Source organism: Pantoea sp. SS70, assembly GCF_029866845.1.
Classification (GTDB): Bacteria; Pseudomonadota; Gammaproteobacteria; order Enterobacterales; family Enterobacteriaceae; genus Pantoea; species Pantoea leporis.
The window spans coordinates 1-13,780 of the sequence record NZ_CP117201.1; the positions used below are offsets into that span (position 1 = coordinate 1).

The 13,780-nt window shown below is 48.1% G+C and carries 11 protein-coding genes; 6 read left to right on the forward strand and 5 right to left on the reverse strand.

Annotated features, from left to right (window positions below):
* The 3 genes from PO881_RS23145 to PO881_RS23155 are packed head-to-tail and all read left to right on the forward strand — an operon-like array spanning window position 1 to window position 4,548.
* Window positions 1-2,937 carry a hypothetical protein gene (locus PO881_RS23145; RefSeq protein ID WP_280173414.1) on the forward strand — a complete coding sequence of 979 codons (2,937 nt, stop codon included), beginning with the start codon at window positions 1-3 and terminating at the stop codon, window positions 2,935-2,937.
* Between the two features lies 1 nt (window position 2,938).
* Window positions 2,939-3,388, forward strand: coding sequence for a hypothetical protein (locus PO881_RS23150; RefSeq protein WP_280173415.1), 450 nt, complete (start codon window positions 2,939-2,941; stop codon window positions 3,386-3,388).
* Entirely contained in the window at window positions 3,388-4,548 is a 1,161-nt protein-coding gene (locus PO881_RS23155; protein ID WP_280173416.1) for a hypothetical protein, read from the forward strand. Before PO881_RS23150 ends, PO881_RS23155 begins: the two co-directional genes overlap by 1 nt.
* Before the next feature lie 119 nt (window positions 4,549-4,667).
* Here the strand turns inward: PO881_RS23155 and PO881_RS23160 are convergent, their stop codons facing one another.
* The 4 genes from PO881_RS23160 to PO881_RS23175 form a co-directional block, all read right to left on the reverse strand.
* Window positions 4,668-5,570 carry an Rpn family recombination-promoting nuclease/putative transposase gene (locus PO881_RS23160; RefSeq protein WP_280173417.1) on the reverse strand — a complete coding sequence of 301 codons (903 nt, stop codon included), beginning with the start codon at window positions 5,568-5,570 and terminating at the stop codon, window positions 4,668-4,670.
* 3 nt (window positions 5,571-5,573) lie between these two features.
* Entirely contained in the window at window positions 5,574-6,689 is a 1,116-nt protein-coding gene (locus tag PO881_RS23165; RefSeq protein WP_280173418.1) for a conjugal transfer protein TraE, read from the reverse strand.
* 228 nt (window positions 6,690-6,917) lie between these two features.
* Window positions 6,918-9,152 (reverse strand): P-loop NTPase fold protein, encoded by a 2,235-nt coding sequence (locus PO881_RS23170; protein WP_280173419.1) that lies wholly within the window; start codon window positions 9,150-9,152, stop codon window positions 6,918-6,920.
* Between the two features lies 1 nt (window position 9,153).
* Complete coding sequence (locus tag PO881_RS23175) at window positions 9,154-10,239, reverse strand: hypothetical protein (protein WP_280173420.1); 1,086 nt, start codon at window positions 10,237-10,239, stop codon at window positions 9,154-9,156.
* Window positions 10,240-10,692: 453 nt separating this feature from the next.
* On the opposite strand from PO881_RS23175, the gene PO881_RS23180 reads away from it, so the two are divergent.
* From PO881_RS23180 to umuC, 3 genes are all read left to right on the forward strand, one after another.
* Complete coding sequence (locus tag PO881_RS23180; protein WP_280173421.1) at window positions 10,693-10,920, forward strand: EexN family lipoprotein; 228 nt, start codon at window positions 10,693-10,695, stop codon at window positions 10,918-10,920.
* Window positions 10,921-11,269: 349 nt separating this feature from the next.
* Window positions 11,270-11,647, forward strand: a complete 378-nt coding sequence (locus PO881_RS23185) for a peptidase (protein ID WP_280173422.1) — start codon at window positions 11,270-11,272, stop codon at window positions 11,645-11,647.
* Between the two features lie 2 nt (window positions 11,648-11,649).
* Window positions 11,650-12,912 (forward strand): translesion error-prone DNA polymerase V subunit UmuC, encoded by a 1,263-nt coding sequence (umuC, locus tag PO881_RS23190; protein ID WP_280173423.1) that lies wholly within the window; start codon window positions 11,650-11,652, stop codon window positions 12,910-12,912.
* A 156-nt stretch (window positions 12,913-13,068) separates the two neighbouring features.
* Here umuC and PO881_RS23195 read toward each other — a convergent pair whose 3' ends face one another.
* Window positions 13,069-13,737, reverse strand: a complete 669-nt coding sequence (locus PO881_RS23195; RefSeq protein WP_280173424.1) for an SOS response-associated peptidase family protein — start codon at window positions 13,735-13,737, stop codon at window positions 13,069-13,071.
* Window positions 13,738-13,780 lie beyond the last annotated feature (43 nt).

The window sequence follows — 13,780 nt, forward strand, 5'->3', positions numbered from 1 at the left end:
ATGTTAAATGAAATAAATAAAAAAATTCTACACGACATGGTTGCTAGGAGCCGAAGCCCAGTAATCATCAAATTCAGTAATATAAGAGAACAAAAAGCTAGAAACATAATGAGGGGTGTTAACCCTACAAGTTCAACTTCAATAAAAAATGGATTGGAAAAGTTAAAATTGAGCTGCTCAGATGAAGACTATAATAATGCAGTATTAATGGTGAAAACCGATCCTATCTTTTCAGGTAATGAATTCGGACAACTCTTCAACATTAAATGTCCAAGACCATTAAAGTTCCCTATAAAATTTTCAATTGAAAAAATTGAAAGGCAGATAAATATAAACGAAGATAGAATTCAAGATATTATTGATTTGGCTGGTGATATCATGATAGAACTTAAAAAAGGAAGTTTCAATCGAGCTCTAGATAAATGTAATGAATTAAAAGAGTGTGAAGGTGTTTCTATATTTTTGATTAGAGTTATTTCTTATATAGTTAATAGATACCAGCTTTTACAAGTTGGCGATACAGAAATATTATCTAAAATAGACAGATTGAAGTCTGAAATTGAAATATCAAAATCCCAATTTATTTGGGAAGTGGTAAGTCAGCTTAGTAATTTGAGGACCTCACATATTGCAATTTGCAAACGAATTAATGAACTGGATGAGAATATCCAGAATGGATTAATAGCAAAATTTTTCATCGATCCAATCCCGAAAAGTCAAGAGGAATATGTAAAAACTGTTAATGCCTTCTTTTCATTTTCGGTATTAGATGCTTATTTGTACATTAGTGTAATACAGAGTTTAAATGTCGAATACATTGAAGACTCAAGCATAAATAAAGAACTGAAACAGAAAATTTCAGTGTTCTCTGAAATAGAATTTCATCCTGATGAAATGTACGAAAAAATGGATGAGGATTCATCATATTATTTCTTGAGAGAGTGTTTCCTATTTATTGAACAAAAGAAAGCTTTCAGATTTCTCTCAATACATGGATATTATTACTCCTACTATAACAGCCAAAAAGTTTTACCTTTGTTTCAAAGGAAGCTGATAAATGATTATTTCGCTGATGTAAAGAATCTCACCGATTTGAGGTCATTTCCTTGTGACAATATAATTATCGCTTGGGATATATATAATGGTAAAAGCTGTGGGATGCTTGAAAACTCATCGGCTTTAGTTCATTTAATAACAAAAAAAGAAGGGATTTTGACTCAAGATGAACAAAATGATTTTGTAAATCTCATGACTTACACCAGAGATATCGGTGAGATTTGTCACCCTGATTATCTTGACAATATAGCTTTTAATGCAAAAGATGATTTAGTTAAATTGGTTGCTCAATGTCTCATAGCTATTCATAAAAAGAAACAATATGCTGAACATGATTTAAGATCAACGATTCAAGAATATTGTATAAGTCATTTTGGCGGTGATTTAATAAAAATGATGGAACATCTATATTCAGTATCTCAAGCAGTTACTGAACATCTGATGATGACATGTAATGAAAACTTTTTAAGTAAATTATTCCATTTGATGGATAAGCCTGTCGACGCCTTACAGCTAAGAGCAGATTTACTCGAATGGTTTGGTAATTTGAAAAGTGATTCACGGTATATAGATAGAGCCAAGACGTTAAGGGTTGATATTCAAATAAATAAAGAAAAAGGCACTATAGATGATTCCAGGATTTATGTTGACCCATTGAAATATTCTCAATGGTTTGAAGATTCCATGATAAGCAAGTTTAGTATGGATCTTGATAATTTTATAATAAGCAACTCAAATAATTTAAACTTAGAAAATTTCTCCAAAGGTAAAACAATTGGACCATGGGATGGGATAATTGAGCACATACTCAGTTGTTACAGAGAATTTTGTGGAAATAAAGCTTTTGGTATTGCTTCTTACCTAGGTAGAAGGATAAGGCATGGTACTTTTAAAGGTACAGCTGAGTCAGGAATGCTCGAATTTGCTAGGGATAAACAGTACATTAGCCTTTTTGAAGATAAGGATTTTACTAATAAATATAATCTCTGGTTGAATGAATATTTTTCAATGGTCGATTTATTGGTTAAAGACTCCTTACAAATTAAGAATAAGAAGAAACCAAATGGTTTGATTAGAACCGATATTGATGATCAATTAAAAAAGAAGTTTGCTCAACAATTAGTCAATGAGATTTTAGCTGTTTACTCAAAAGAAACAGGAGTGATACTATTGCCAGGTATAATTTTAGAATATTGCTGGAGAATGGTAGAGATAGATTTAGCTGATGTCAGAAAATTACTTAGCGAAAAAAAATCTTCTTATGGAGTTTTTTCGTACTCTACCAAAGCTGCGGATGTTCAAACTAAAAGGCTCTGTTCCAAATTTATACAGGAAGTTAACTCATCAATAACCCAAAAATTCAGATTGATTTCATCTTGGTTCAACAAGCCTAGTTATGCATCCCCCAGTACAGATATATATCTTTTGTTTAATGCTGTAATATCCGAAGTCAAAGATAGAGTACCGACCTTCAGACCTGAACTGGATATTGGAGATAAGAGTTTCTCTGTAAATGGGGGCGCGTATTATGTTATCTATGACGCTATCTCGGTGCTAATTTACAATGCAGCACATCATGGAAAAAAAGATGGAAAAATATTTTTCATGGTTAATTACGATGAACCAAACGATTCAATACGCATTAGCCTTAAAACTGAGGTTTCTTCATCTGATGATCTGGAGCATGCAAAAACAAAGATTGAATCAGCTATTTCTAACTCAGATGAAGATGCCTACATTATCGAGAATAATAGTGGAATTAAGAAATTAAAAAAACTTGAGAAAGAAGGCAGCATAAGTGATGTTCGATTTAACGTTTTAAAAGATTCGCTCCTGCTATGTTTTAATTTTACCTTCAAGTTAAATACTAGGGTTAAATAACATGATTATGATAGTCGAAGATGATGATCATAAGCTATCGCAGATCATAGAGATTCTGGATCGTTTATGTATAGATGAGCACCAGCGCGTTTGTTTTGATAACGTCAAAGATGCTGTTCGATACTTAGTGAACGTACATCCTCGAAAAATTTTATTAGATATGTCATTACCCAGCCACAAGGCACTGCCTGGTCAGGGTACACCACTCCCAATGCCAACTGGAGGTATAGAAATACTTTTTGAACTTAAGAGGAAAAGGCTTCTTGATACCCAAGTATTAATATTAACACAGTTTCCAGAAATCGACATTGAGGACGAGCCTTATCCAACTAACGAATCAGCACCTGTTTTCAAGGAAGAGTATGGATTTTCTAGACTTGAAGCATGTCATTACGAGCATTTAGATGGTGCTAAATGGATTAAAATTACAGAAGAATTTTTGAGGAAATAATGAAAATATTGTTAATTGAAGATTTAGTTTCAAAAAGAGAACGTATTAAAGCCTCAATCGTTGAAATACTAGGCGATCATTATACTGATCAGGTTATCACTTTTGCTGATGATAGCACCAAAGCTATCAGAGAGATTTATACCAATCAGTTCGATTTAGTTATTTTCGATATGTTTCTTCCTGATGTTATAGGTGTAGGGCATGAGCGTGACTGTTCACAAGAATTAATCGACGCTTTTTCTAAAAGTAAAAATTATCAATCTGAAAGTATTGCTTTAACTCAATATGATCTTAGTGAGGTCGAGGATATTCAATTATTTAACCTTTCAGGTATTACACTTGTCAAATATGACGATAGTAATAATTGGTCAACCGCGTTGAAGTTAAAGATTGAAAAAATAGGTCAAAAAGTTAATTGTGATTTTATAATTTTTTGCGCTCTTCCAAAAGAAAGACAGGCATATGTTCATACCGATAGTCAACTTGGAGAGAAAAAAAATATATTTGGTATGGACTGCCAGTACATCACCATAGGTGATTATAATGGTTTCATCATTAAACCTCCTTTGATGGGTCTTGTTAATATGGCCATCACCTCTTCTAAAGCTATTGAATATTTTCAACCTAAAATTGTTGCAATGAGTGGCATCTGCGCTGGAGTAAAAGGCGAGTCAAATTTCTTAGACATAATAGTTGCCAGGACTTGTTGGGAGTATCAGACGGGGAAGTGGAAGGACGGTGTATTTAAACAAGAACCTTATCAAGCAGAACTTTCTCGTTCTCTTCAAACTGATTTGATTCAATCTTCCGAGAGTCAAGCAACAATTGATTATGTGCGTAACGGACTTTTTGATTCTGAATTAAAGGATATGAAAATACGGGTCTCCCCGTTATCCTCCGGATCTGCGGTTATTGCAGATGAAGAGTTTATGAAAGAAATTGGTTTACAACATAGAAAAATGGCCGGCGTTGAAATGGAAATGTATTCACTTTACGAAGCAGCTGCTCAATCTCTTTCGCAGCCATTATATTTTGGCGCTAAGTCAGTCGTTGATTTGGGAGATAATTCAAAAGGAGATCTTTATCATGAAAATGGAACTATAATTTCAGCTAGATATGTTACTTTAATGATAAAACAGCAATTGGAAAAGAATTTATAAACTTTAATTAATTGTAATTTTGGGGGGCTGCTTTTCAATCTTAGATAAGATGCCTTTAGAATAAATATTAATGGTGCCTAATAGAGCACCATTAAATTATGTTTTTGATATTTTATAAATCAATGACGAATATTTGAAAGAACTTCATCTGATAAACCGGTCAATTCCCTAACGGATTCAAGCGGAATGCCTTTCTGAAGTAAATTGCGGGCTACTTCGATTTTGCCTTCCTGACGTCCTTCCCTTCGCCCTTTCTCTAATCCCTTTTGCTCCAGTTGCTGTGCAATCGTCATCAGTTCATCCTCATGCTGCGGCACTCTCTGCGCCAGGTTGCGTACGAAGGCTTCGGCGTCGTCGGTTTCGCCCGCCTGTACGAGGTAGTTTATCAGCGAAACCAGCTGCTGTCCCGTCAGGTGGCCGGCCATCAGGGTGGCGGCCAGCCGGTCAATCAGGTCGGCCAGGTCGCGCCGGTGAATGTGCTTCTGCAGCAGGGTCAGAGCGGCCATGCTGCGGTGACTCATGATCTCCTCGTCCGGGATCACCGTGACGTCGACCAGCGGGAACGGCGCGCCGTACAGGCGGCCGGCCAGCAGAGGGTCGTCAAACTCCTGTAGCCAGTCGGTGGAGTACGGATACGGGCTGCGCTTACCGGTATAGAACAGCACCGGGATGACCAGCGGCAGCTTTTTATGGCCAGCGTCGAGATGGCGCTGCATCGCGGCCACGGCGTAGCGCATCAGGCGGAAGGCCATGTGCCTGTCGGGCGTGGACTGGTGTTCGATGAGCACGTGGATGTAGCCGTCTCCGCTGGCGGTCTTCAGGCTGTAGAGCACGTCGCTGTAGTAGGCGCGCAGGCTCTCCTCCACGAAGCTGCCGGACTCCAGCTTCAGGGTGCTGAGGTCGCAGGCGGCGCGCAGCTCCGCCGGCAGGTGCAGCTCAATGAAGTCGCGGGCCGTTTCCGGGTGCGTCAGGAAAGCCTTGAACGCGGCGTCGTGAGGAACCGGGGTCTTATTTTTCTTCATTAGCTACTTATCCTGTTCTGCAGCGCTGTCGGTCCGGCCATCGTCATTACTCTCTGACGGGTCACCTGCGGGGCTGTGGTACTGGTTAAAACTGTCTTCCAGCGCCGCGCTGAGCGAAAAATACTGCTCTTCACCCGGACCGCTATTCCAGAGCGAGACTCTCCACCCTTCCGGATAACTGGAGTACTGGTTATACACGGGCTCAAACCTTTTCCGAGGCGTCCCGCAGTAAGCCATAATGTACTGTCCGAATTTCATTCGCTGGTAATTAGCGGAGGATTTACCCAGCACGCTGCGGGGATCCCACCATTCAGCGCGGTTGAGGGCTTTTTCAAGCTGGTCGGGCAGGATACGTCCCTGATAAATCCGGTCAAAAATAGCCTCATCGACCGAGCAGCCGTGAAAACGAATCCCGCCTTTACAGCCTTCGAGCTCGCTGAGGAACCTGAATAGCAGCTTCAGGTCAGCACGGCATTTCTCGTAGTTCCAGCGCTGAAATTCGCAGAACTCATACCTCCTGACGCTAGAATCACCTGCCCTGCTGCGGTACCGGAGCAGAAACCCCATACCTAAGTAATGGTCGTTGTCGTCATGCTCTTCGGCCATTTCAAAGTCGACGCCGGAGTTTTTGATAGCATAGACATCAAGATCACCGTATCTGATGTTTCGTTCAATTACGGCAGCGGCCATACCCTCAGGGGATTTGTACCAGTGAAGGGTCTGGGTTGGGTAGACGGCATTGCTTTTGGCACTGAGCCATGACGTCTCCACGCCAAACCAGCCGCTGACGGTGGCAAGGAGTTCAGGAGTGAGGAGGTCGAGCGTGGCGTCGCGGGACTTCAGTTTCGACAGCGTAAAGCCATGCTCCGCCAGCATGCGGCTCATCTGCAGCGGTTCAATGCCATGGCTCTCAAACAGCAGCATCAGACGGTCGTACATGGTATCGATGCGGCTCTGATGCGGCGAGGTCTCGATGTTCACCACGCCGTCCACGATGATGTTGATGAACTGCGAAACCGAAATGCCCAGCGCCTCACTCTGCGCCTGCAGGTAGGCGCGGGTCTGTGGCTTCAGCCGTATTGAGGTGACCTCTTTTCGTCCGTCGTCTTCTTCTTCCATCTGTCTGACCGCCCGGTCATGTCCACCGGTCAGTAGCGAGTGCAGGATCTTAGTCAGGGAGTGCATCAGGTCGCCTTTGTAGTTGTTTGTATTACATCAGGCATCATGCTACGTAATTCCCTTAAAGGCAATACATCCGCATACAAGTATTGCCGGCTGTTTACTGCCGGCATTGGCAGATCCGAAAAAAGGTGGAACCAGATCTTCGTATGCAGAGGAGTGATGGAACTAGAAGTGACGGTTCAAGCTGATGGCGGCTTTGACCTCGCTTATTTGGTCCTGATAACGACCAGTTGCTTCGATTTGGTTAAGCCGGTTTTCAATGCTGCCTTTGTCCTGGAAAAATACGCTTACAGCAGACAAGTCAAGCTTATGATATATACCTCTGTCGCTGCTGCTGACCGTGGAGCGCAGTTTGAGCAGTAGTTCGAGAAATACTGAATCGGACTGGCTGACTTCATCAATCCACCGCCTGACCGGTTCAGCTCCTTGGATGTCGCGGCAGGCATACATATAGCCCAGCAGGCGATCGTGACGCATTACGGTTTGTTTCACCGCAGGGCTGTCAAGACGACAGGACAGCGCATGCCGCAGGGTTTGAACTTCCAGACGGGTCATCAGTCTTTCATGTTCAGAAACCGGGCTGTCACCCGCAAGTCCGTGCTGCCAGAGTAAGTCCCGCATAAAATCAGCTGACCACATAATGGCCTTCCCCTTAACAAATAGGGACGCCAAGGTTGTCAGGGTGCGTTCACGATCCCTTTTTAGCATTTGACTGATCAGTTGTCTGACGAGTACGTCCGCACCCGTATCCCGCATAATAAAAAATGCGCTGCGCTCAATAAACGCCTTTTTCACGCGGTCACCGCTGTTGAAGAAGAAGCCCAGCAGGCCCTCCAGTTGCTCCCATGGGGCATCATCGGTCATGCGCGGCGTCAGGCGGGTAATGATGTGTTCAAACCAGGTGCGCGTCGACACGCCGTTACTGCTGATACTTTCCAGAAGGCGGTTTTCCAGCATCCGGGGCTCTGTGCCGGCCAGAAGCATAATGTCTAGGATCCTCTGTTCCGGCAGCACGTTCTGGGGTGCGGAAAATGAAAAGTAGTATCGCCAGTAGACTAGACTGCCGAGGCGACGCTCAATAGTGAGTTTTTCCTCATCCGGAACCTGCCCAAAAAGGCTGTACTCCTTTTTATATCCGTTTATGCCCGGAAGCCATCGGCCCAGACTCCAGCCGTGACGCGCACGCGTAATATGAAATCCGCTCAGATGGGTTTGAAGTTCACTACTCATCTTTTCCATTTCACCGTCGCTGATACTGGCATCACCCGTTGCAATCACCGCGCGTTCGGTCAGATACTGTTCTGCCCACTCATACAGGCCGGGATTAACGACGCGGAGCAGCTGAAGCAGGCACAGGTCAGGAAAATATACGTAATCACGCAGCCCGGCATATCGAAAACGCAGTGCGTTGAGCGTCTGGTTAACCTCCCGCGGCGTTGACATCATCTCCCCATAAACGTCGACAGCCTCTGCCAGGTCTGATTCAGCGGCTGCCCCCATATTGCAACCATTAACTGCACTGAAGAGAGCGGCAGCTCCTGTCCTGAACTCCCGGCGGAGATCGAAGCTTTCAGGCCGTGGCAGGCTGAAGGAAAGCTGGATAATTTTCTGCATATACAGAATACCATCGCTTACGCCAAGGTGCTGCTGAACGGCATGCGCCAGTACGTCACGGTCATAACACATCACGTAGCGGAAGCGGGAAAAGTCGGCCACCGACCGTACCAGACGTAGCACTTCCACGGCCTGAGCCGGCTCCAGCCGGTCGAGATCATCGATGATGACGATAAAGTTCAGATCAAGCAGCCTGATTTTTTTATCAAGGCTGGCATGCAGGTCACTTGCAGTCTGCTGTCGCCCCGATAAATCAAGCTTCGCAAGCGTCTCCATACCCTTTGCGGCCATCCCGAGGCCTGGAACGAAGTTGCCGGCAAACTCTGCCAGCGGCGCAAGCCGCCCGGAGGTCTGCCGGAGATAGTTCAGCATGTCCAGCGCCGCGCCGGTGTTCCTGCCCCTCCGGATGCGCCGTTGGCATTTCTGCCAGAGATTACGTGGGGGCGGCTGGCGCCTTTCCTCTTCCTCCCGGAGAATTGCGGCTACAGGTAAGAGTAGTGAGTCAACCGGGCTCGTGCCATGAGCTGTCAGCCACGGCGCTAAGTGGAGAACGTATGTGCCGTCGGGTTTAAGATCTTCCAGTTTGTTCATTAGCAGGCGGAGCAGGCTGGTTTTTCCCGCCCCCCATTTTCCTTCAATCCCGATCACCGTACTGACGTCATTGTTCAGGGCCAGTATGCTGCGGACAAGGCCTGCTGCTACGCCTTCAAAACCATAGCGGTCTTCTTCAGCCCGGCTGACGGGCGCCTCGGTGCCTGCGCTGAAACCGCTGTCTCTTACCGTCATGTCATAAGTCCCCGTACAGTGGGCGCAATTCATCCAGCACGGATGCCACGTCCGGCGCCGCCACCGTCGCCAGAAACCCCGCTTCCAGCTGCAGATACTCTTCCGGTTTCACAAAGAAGTGCACACCGTCCAGAGAAATGATGACGTCTTCAGATTCGTTGTGCGGAAAATAGAGTCCGACCATGCTGCCCCGTTCGCTCCACGCCTTTGTGACGTTCAGCCATGCCCGGGCCTGAAACAGGCGAGTCAGCTCGCTGAACATTTCCCAGCCGTACGCCAGCGCTACCCGGTCCGCCGTCAGCGTCAGGCTCAGCTGCGGCACCTCGTGGCGGAGGCCGTGGGCCTGCGGGGTTCGGTTGCCGCGGATCCACACCTGCAGGCAGACATCGTTGACCTTAACGGCGCGGGTCAGGTCTTCCGTTACCAAGCCGGTTGCCGCCGCCCAGTCTTTCAGCGCCGCCGGCTCGTACTGCTGCGCGCGGACGAGCAGCGGGAAAATGACCTTCAGGCGCTCAGTGGTGCATATGCAGGCGATCGCCTCGTCGGGAAAGGCCTCCAGGTTGAGTGCACCGGAGGTAAGCGGGCGCAGCAGGAACTCGGCCCAGGTGGTGTCGATGTTGCGGCGCATGCCGGCCATGAACCGGTCCGCCTCTTCGCGGTAGTGCTCACCCTTTAGGTCAAAGGCCCGGTTGATGTAGTAGGCGTCCACCGGAATGCCGTTTTCGGCGGCGTACACCAGCGCATCAAAGGTGATGTCCAGCAGCGCCTCCATGACCGGCCAGCTCATGAACGTGCTGCGGGTCTGTGTGGCCTGATGCGCGCGGGTAAAGAGCCAGCGCAGCTCGGCGGGCTTCAACGCCTGTCGGCCGAAGGTTTCCCCGCGTACTATCTTCCGGTAAAGCGATAGGTTGGTCGCGCCCGGATCGGCACTAAGGCTCAGCCACTCGTCGTCCGGCGCGGATGCCATAAGCTTTTCTTCAATAAAGCGCCCTGCCAGAGCGTTGACCGAGGTGTCTTCGGCGGACGCACGCGACTTCAGGCTGTCGATCAGCTTTCTGGGAAAGCGCAGGTTAAGCTGGCTGAGCATGGTAGTGTTCCTTTATGTGAGAAGTATCTATAATGCTAGCATAGCATTATGTTTACTAAATAATTCATTTGCTGCTTGATTTTTACTTCTTGCTTATCAGCCAGATTATATTGCTTTAAATCGTTGAAGGTCTTCTCATCACATATCGCGTTCGCTTTTTCGGACGGGATCCGGAAAAAGGTAGAACCGGATCTTTTCTCCCCTGCGGCGGATTTTCGCGCGAATAACTACATGTAGTGGCTGTATAAGCTGCTCTAGGCACTACATACGGGGCGCGCCGGGCGGACGCGGAAACGGCGCTTTTCCCCGCTGGCGGCGCGTACTACGCTTCCGGGAAAATAACTAATCATGTAGAAAGCGGATCCGGCGGAAACAGGGTTCAGGTAATGAACTTTAAAAAAGCGTATGCTGCCCGTCTGTAATTGCTGTAACTATTCTTAACAGGGAGACGTGATGAAAACTGGACTGCTGTCACTGAGTTTACTGGCCACCATGCTGCTTGCAGGTTGCGATGCGGGCGCGAAGAGCATTGACTGGTACAAAGAGCATGATAAGGAGCGCGCAGCTAAATTTGAGGAGTGCAGAAAATCCTCCGACCCGCGCGGCACTGAAGACTGCCGTAATGCCATAGATGCCACCGTCCATGGCGGCTCTTTAACAAAGAGTCCGGATAAAACCTAGTAAATCCTGCCCCGGCGCTGCCGGGCTGTTTATTTCATCCCTTCCCGATCGTTCGTTAATTCGCTCGCACTGCAGAAGAAAAGACCTCTGACAGGCTGAGATCTGTCACATTGTTACGTCCTGTTGTCACGACCCGTTAAAATACTGGTTTGCATAATTCATGGCCAAATACCTGAGTGATTGCCTAATTTTTTTACTATAAGCCCGGTCTAACTGGCGAACGTAAATCACGCGGTTATGGTTAATTACTGCGGACAGTACAATACGGTTTTTCCCTGCCATTGGCTCACAAAACCGGACGTATCACCGGAATTTGGCAGACATTAATGAGTAAGAAGGGAGCATAACGATGGCCTTCCAGAGCCCGGCACAGAATTACGTTGAGACGCGTCTGAATCTTGGTGACCTCGTTCATCTGTCACCCTATTCGACCTATCTGATGCGCAGCGACAGTGATTTTCCTGACGCCGGCATCGTGAAAGGTTCAGTGCTGGCCATCGATCGGGCGCTGATACCATCGCACGGCCAGCTTATCGTGGCGGAGGTCGACGGTGAGCTGTCGCTACGGCGCCTGCTTCTCAATCCCGTCCCCGCCCTGCAGGCGCTGGATGCGGATGAAACCGTCACGCTTATCGATGTGAGCCAGCCGCTGCCCGTCTGGGGCGTGGTGGCCTATTCCCTCACCGATGTGGCCGGCCAGGGGTTCAGCAGACCGGCGGGAGAGTGACCATGTTTGCCCTGGCCGATGCCAACAACTTTTATGCTTCCTGTGAAACCATATTCAGGCCCGACCTCCGGGACCGGCCTGTCGTAGTGGTATCCAACAACGACGGCTGCGTTATCGCGCGTTCGGCAGAGGCGAAGCGCATGGGCATTAAAATGGCCGCTCCACTGTTCCAGAACGAACGCTTCTTTCGTGAGAATGGCGTGCACGTGTTCAGCTCCAACTATGAGCTGTACGGCGACATGTCGGCCCGAATGATGGCCATACTGGGGGAGATGACGGCCGGGCAGGAAGTCTACTCCATTGACGAAAGCTTCCTTGACGTCACAGGCATTGGCAGCCTCATTCCGCTGGAGACGTTCGGGCAGCAGATGCGCGCGCGCATCCGGCAGGAAACCGGACTGATTATCGGCGTTGGCTTTGGGCCGACTAAAACGCTGGCCAAACTCGCCAACTACGCAGCAAAGAAATGGACGCAGACAAACGGCGTGGTAGACCTGTCCGACCGGAGCCGGCAGCGAAAGCTGCTGGAGCTGATCGACGTCAGCGACATCTGGGGTATCGGACGGCGCATCAGCGTCCGGCTGAACCAGCTCGGCATCAACACGGGCCTGCAACTGGCCGACAGCAACGTCAGTATGATACGTAAAAACTTTGACGTTATCGTTGAGCGCACCGTGCGGGAGCTTAACGGTGAGTCGTGCCTCGCCCTTGAGGATGCACCGCTACCTAAGCAGCAGATCGTCAACTCCCGATCGTTTGGCCAGCGCGTTACTCATCTGGAGGATATGCAGCAGGCTGTCGTACTTTATGCCACCCGCGCAGCAGAAAAGCTCAGGGAGCAGCAGTCACACTGCCGGCATATCAGCGTGTCGATCGCAACCGGGCGTCACGGAAGTGAGCCTCAGTATTCCAACACAGCCTCCCGGATCAGCGATTATCCCACGAATGACACGCGCGATATTATTGAATTAGCGCTCAGTGGACTCAGCACTATCTGGCGGGAAGGCTACCGGTACGCAAAAGCCGGCGTCAGTCTGGCCGATTTCAATCAATCGGGTGTGGCGCAGTATGACATGTTCAGCGAACAGCAGCCGCGTGCAAACGCCGATGCGCTGATGTCAGCCCTCGATAAGATAAATCGTTCCGGGAGGGGAAAGGTCTGGTTTGCAGGGCAGGGAGCGCGTGACAGCAGCTGGCAGATGAAAAGAGAAATGCTCTCGCCCAGATACACGACGCGACTCAGTGATATTCCCCTGATCAAATAAATCACTTCCGGACTATTCTTTAAACAGCATCCTTATTAGCGGAAATATTGAATAAATGCAGCGGAGACAACCATTTCCCCGCGCTTTTGTTGTACTTCAGATGTTTCGTGCTTCGGTACCCCTGCTCATTACTTGTTTACGAGGATGAAGTATTTCTTACTGAACGTGTTCAATAAGCTCGCTACCCTGATTATGGATGTTGCCCACCTTCGCGCTTACGGGGTGCCAGGCGAAGTCCTTTTCCGGAATGGCCGCATCTCGTGCGATTTCTTCTGCCCGTTGTGGTGTGGTGTCAGCACTCAGCCATTCACGGATGGCGTCAGCAGCGATCACTAACGGCCTGCGATCGTGGATGTCGACCATACCCTGGTTACTCGATGAGGTCACAATGACAAACCCTTCCTTACCGTGGTCCTGTCCGTAAGGCTGCTTACCGATGCCGGCAAAAAACAGGGGCTGCTTTTTTCTGTGGGAGATGAAGAACGGCTGCTTTTTCCCGCCCTCTTTATGCCATTCGAACCAGCCGTCAGCCGGCACAATGGCGCGCCCGTGATTCCACAGCGGCTTAAACATACGGCCGCTTGCCGCCGTTTCGCCACGTGCGTTAATTAGGGGCTGCTTATCCCACCACTCCGGCCCGTAGCCCCAGAACACGGGATCGAGGTGCAGCGCATCCTCACGTTCGCTGAGGAGCAACACTTTTGTGCCGGGCGCCACGTTGAAGCGGCCAATGGGCTCCGGATCGAAAGTGATTTCGTCCGACTTCAGTCCGAGTGAGTCAAAATAGTCATCACGGCTGCTGTACTGCGCAAATCGTCCACACATAGACACCTCCTGCTGTAAGGATAGCGGGGTATACTGACGTCAG

What these genes read in the sequence shown, in the direction of transcription:
- PO881_RS23145 (WP_280173414.1), top strand. Translation starts at nt 1, where the DNA reads ATGTTAAATGAAATAAATAAAAAAATTCTACACGACATGGTTGCTAGG.
- PO881_RS23150 (WP_280173415.1), top strand. Translation starts at nt 2,939, where the DNA reads ATGATTATGATAGTCGAAGATGATGATCATAAGCTATCGCAGATCATA.
- PO881_RS23155 (WP_280173416.1), top strand. Translation starts at nt 3,388, where the DNA reads ATGAAAATATTGTTAATTGAAGATTTAGTTTCAAAAAGAGAACGTATT.
- PO881_RS23160 (WP_280173417.1), bottom strand. Translation starts at nt 5,570, where the DNA reads ATGAAGAAAAATAAGACCCCGGTTCCTCACGACGCCGCGTTCAAGGCT.
- PO881_RS23165 (WP_280173418.1), bottom strand. Translation starts at nt 6,689, where the DNA reads ATGGAAGAAGAAGACGACGGACGAAAAGAGGTCACCTCAATACGGCTG.
- PO881_RS23170 (WP_280173419.1), bottom strand. Translation starts at nt 9,152, where the DNA reads ATGACGGTAAGAGACAGCGGTTTCAGCGCAGGCACCGAGGCGCCCGTC.
- PO881_RS23175 (WP_280173420.1), bottom strand. Translation starts at nt 10,239, where the DNA reads ATGCTCAGCCAGCTTAACCTGCGCTTTCCCAGAAAGCTGATCGACAGC.
- PO881_RS23180 (WP_280173421.1), top strand. Translation starts at nt 10,693, where the DNA reads ATGAAAACTGGACTGCTGTCACTGAGTTTACTGGCCACCATGCTGCTT.
- PO881_RS23185 (WP_280173422.1), top strand. Translation starts at nt 11,270, where the DNA reads ATGGCCTTCCAGAGCCCGGCACAGAATTACGTTGAGACGCGTCTGAAT.
- umuC (WP_280173423.1), top strand. Translation starts at nt 11,650, where the DNA reads ATGTTTGCCCTGGCCGATGCCAACAACTTTTATGCTTCCTGTGAAACC.
- PO881_RS23195 (WP_280173424.1), bottom strand. Translation starts at nt 13,737, where the DNA reads ATGTGTGGACGATTTGCGCAGTACAGCAGCCGTGATGACTATTTTGAC.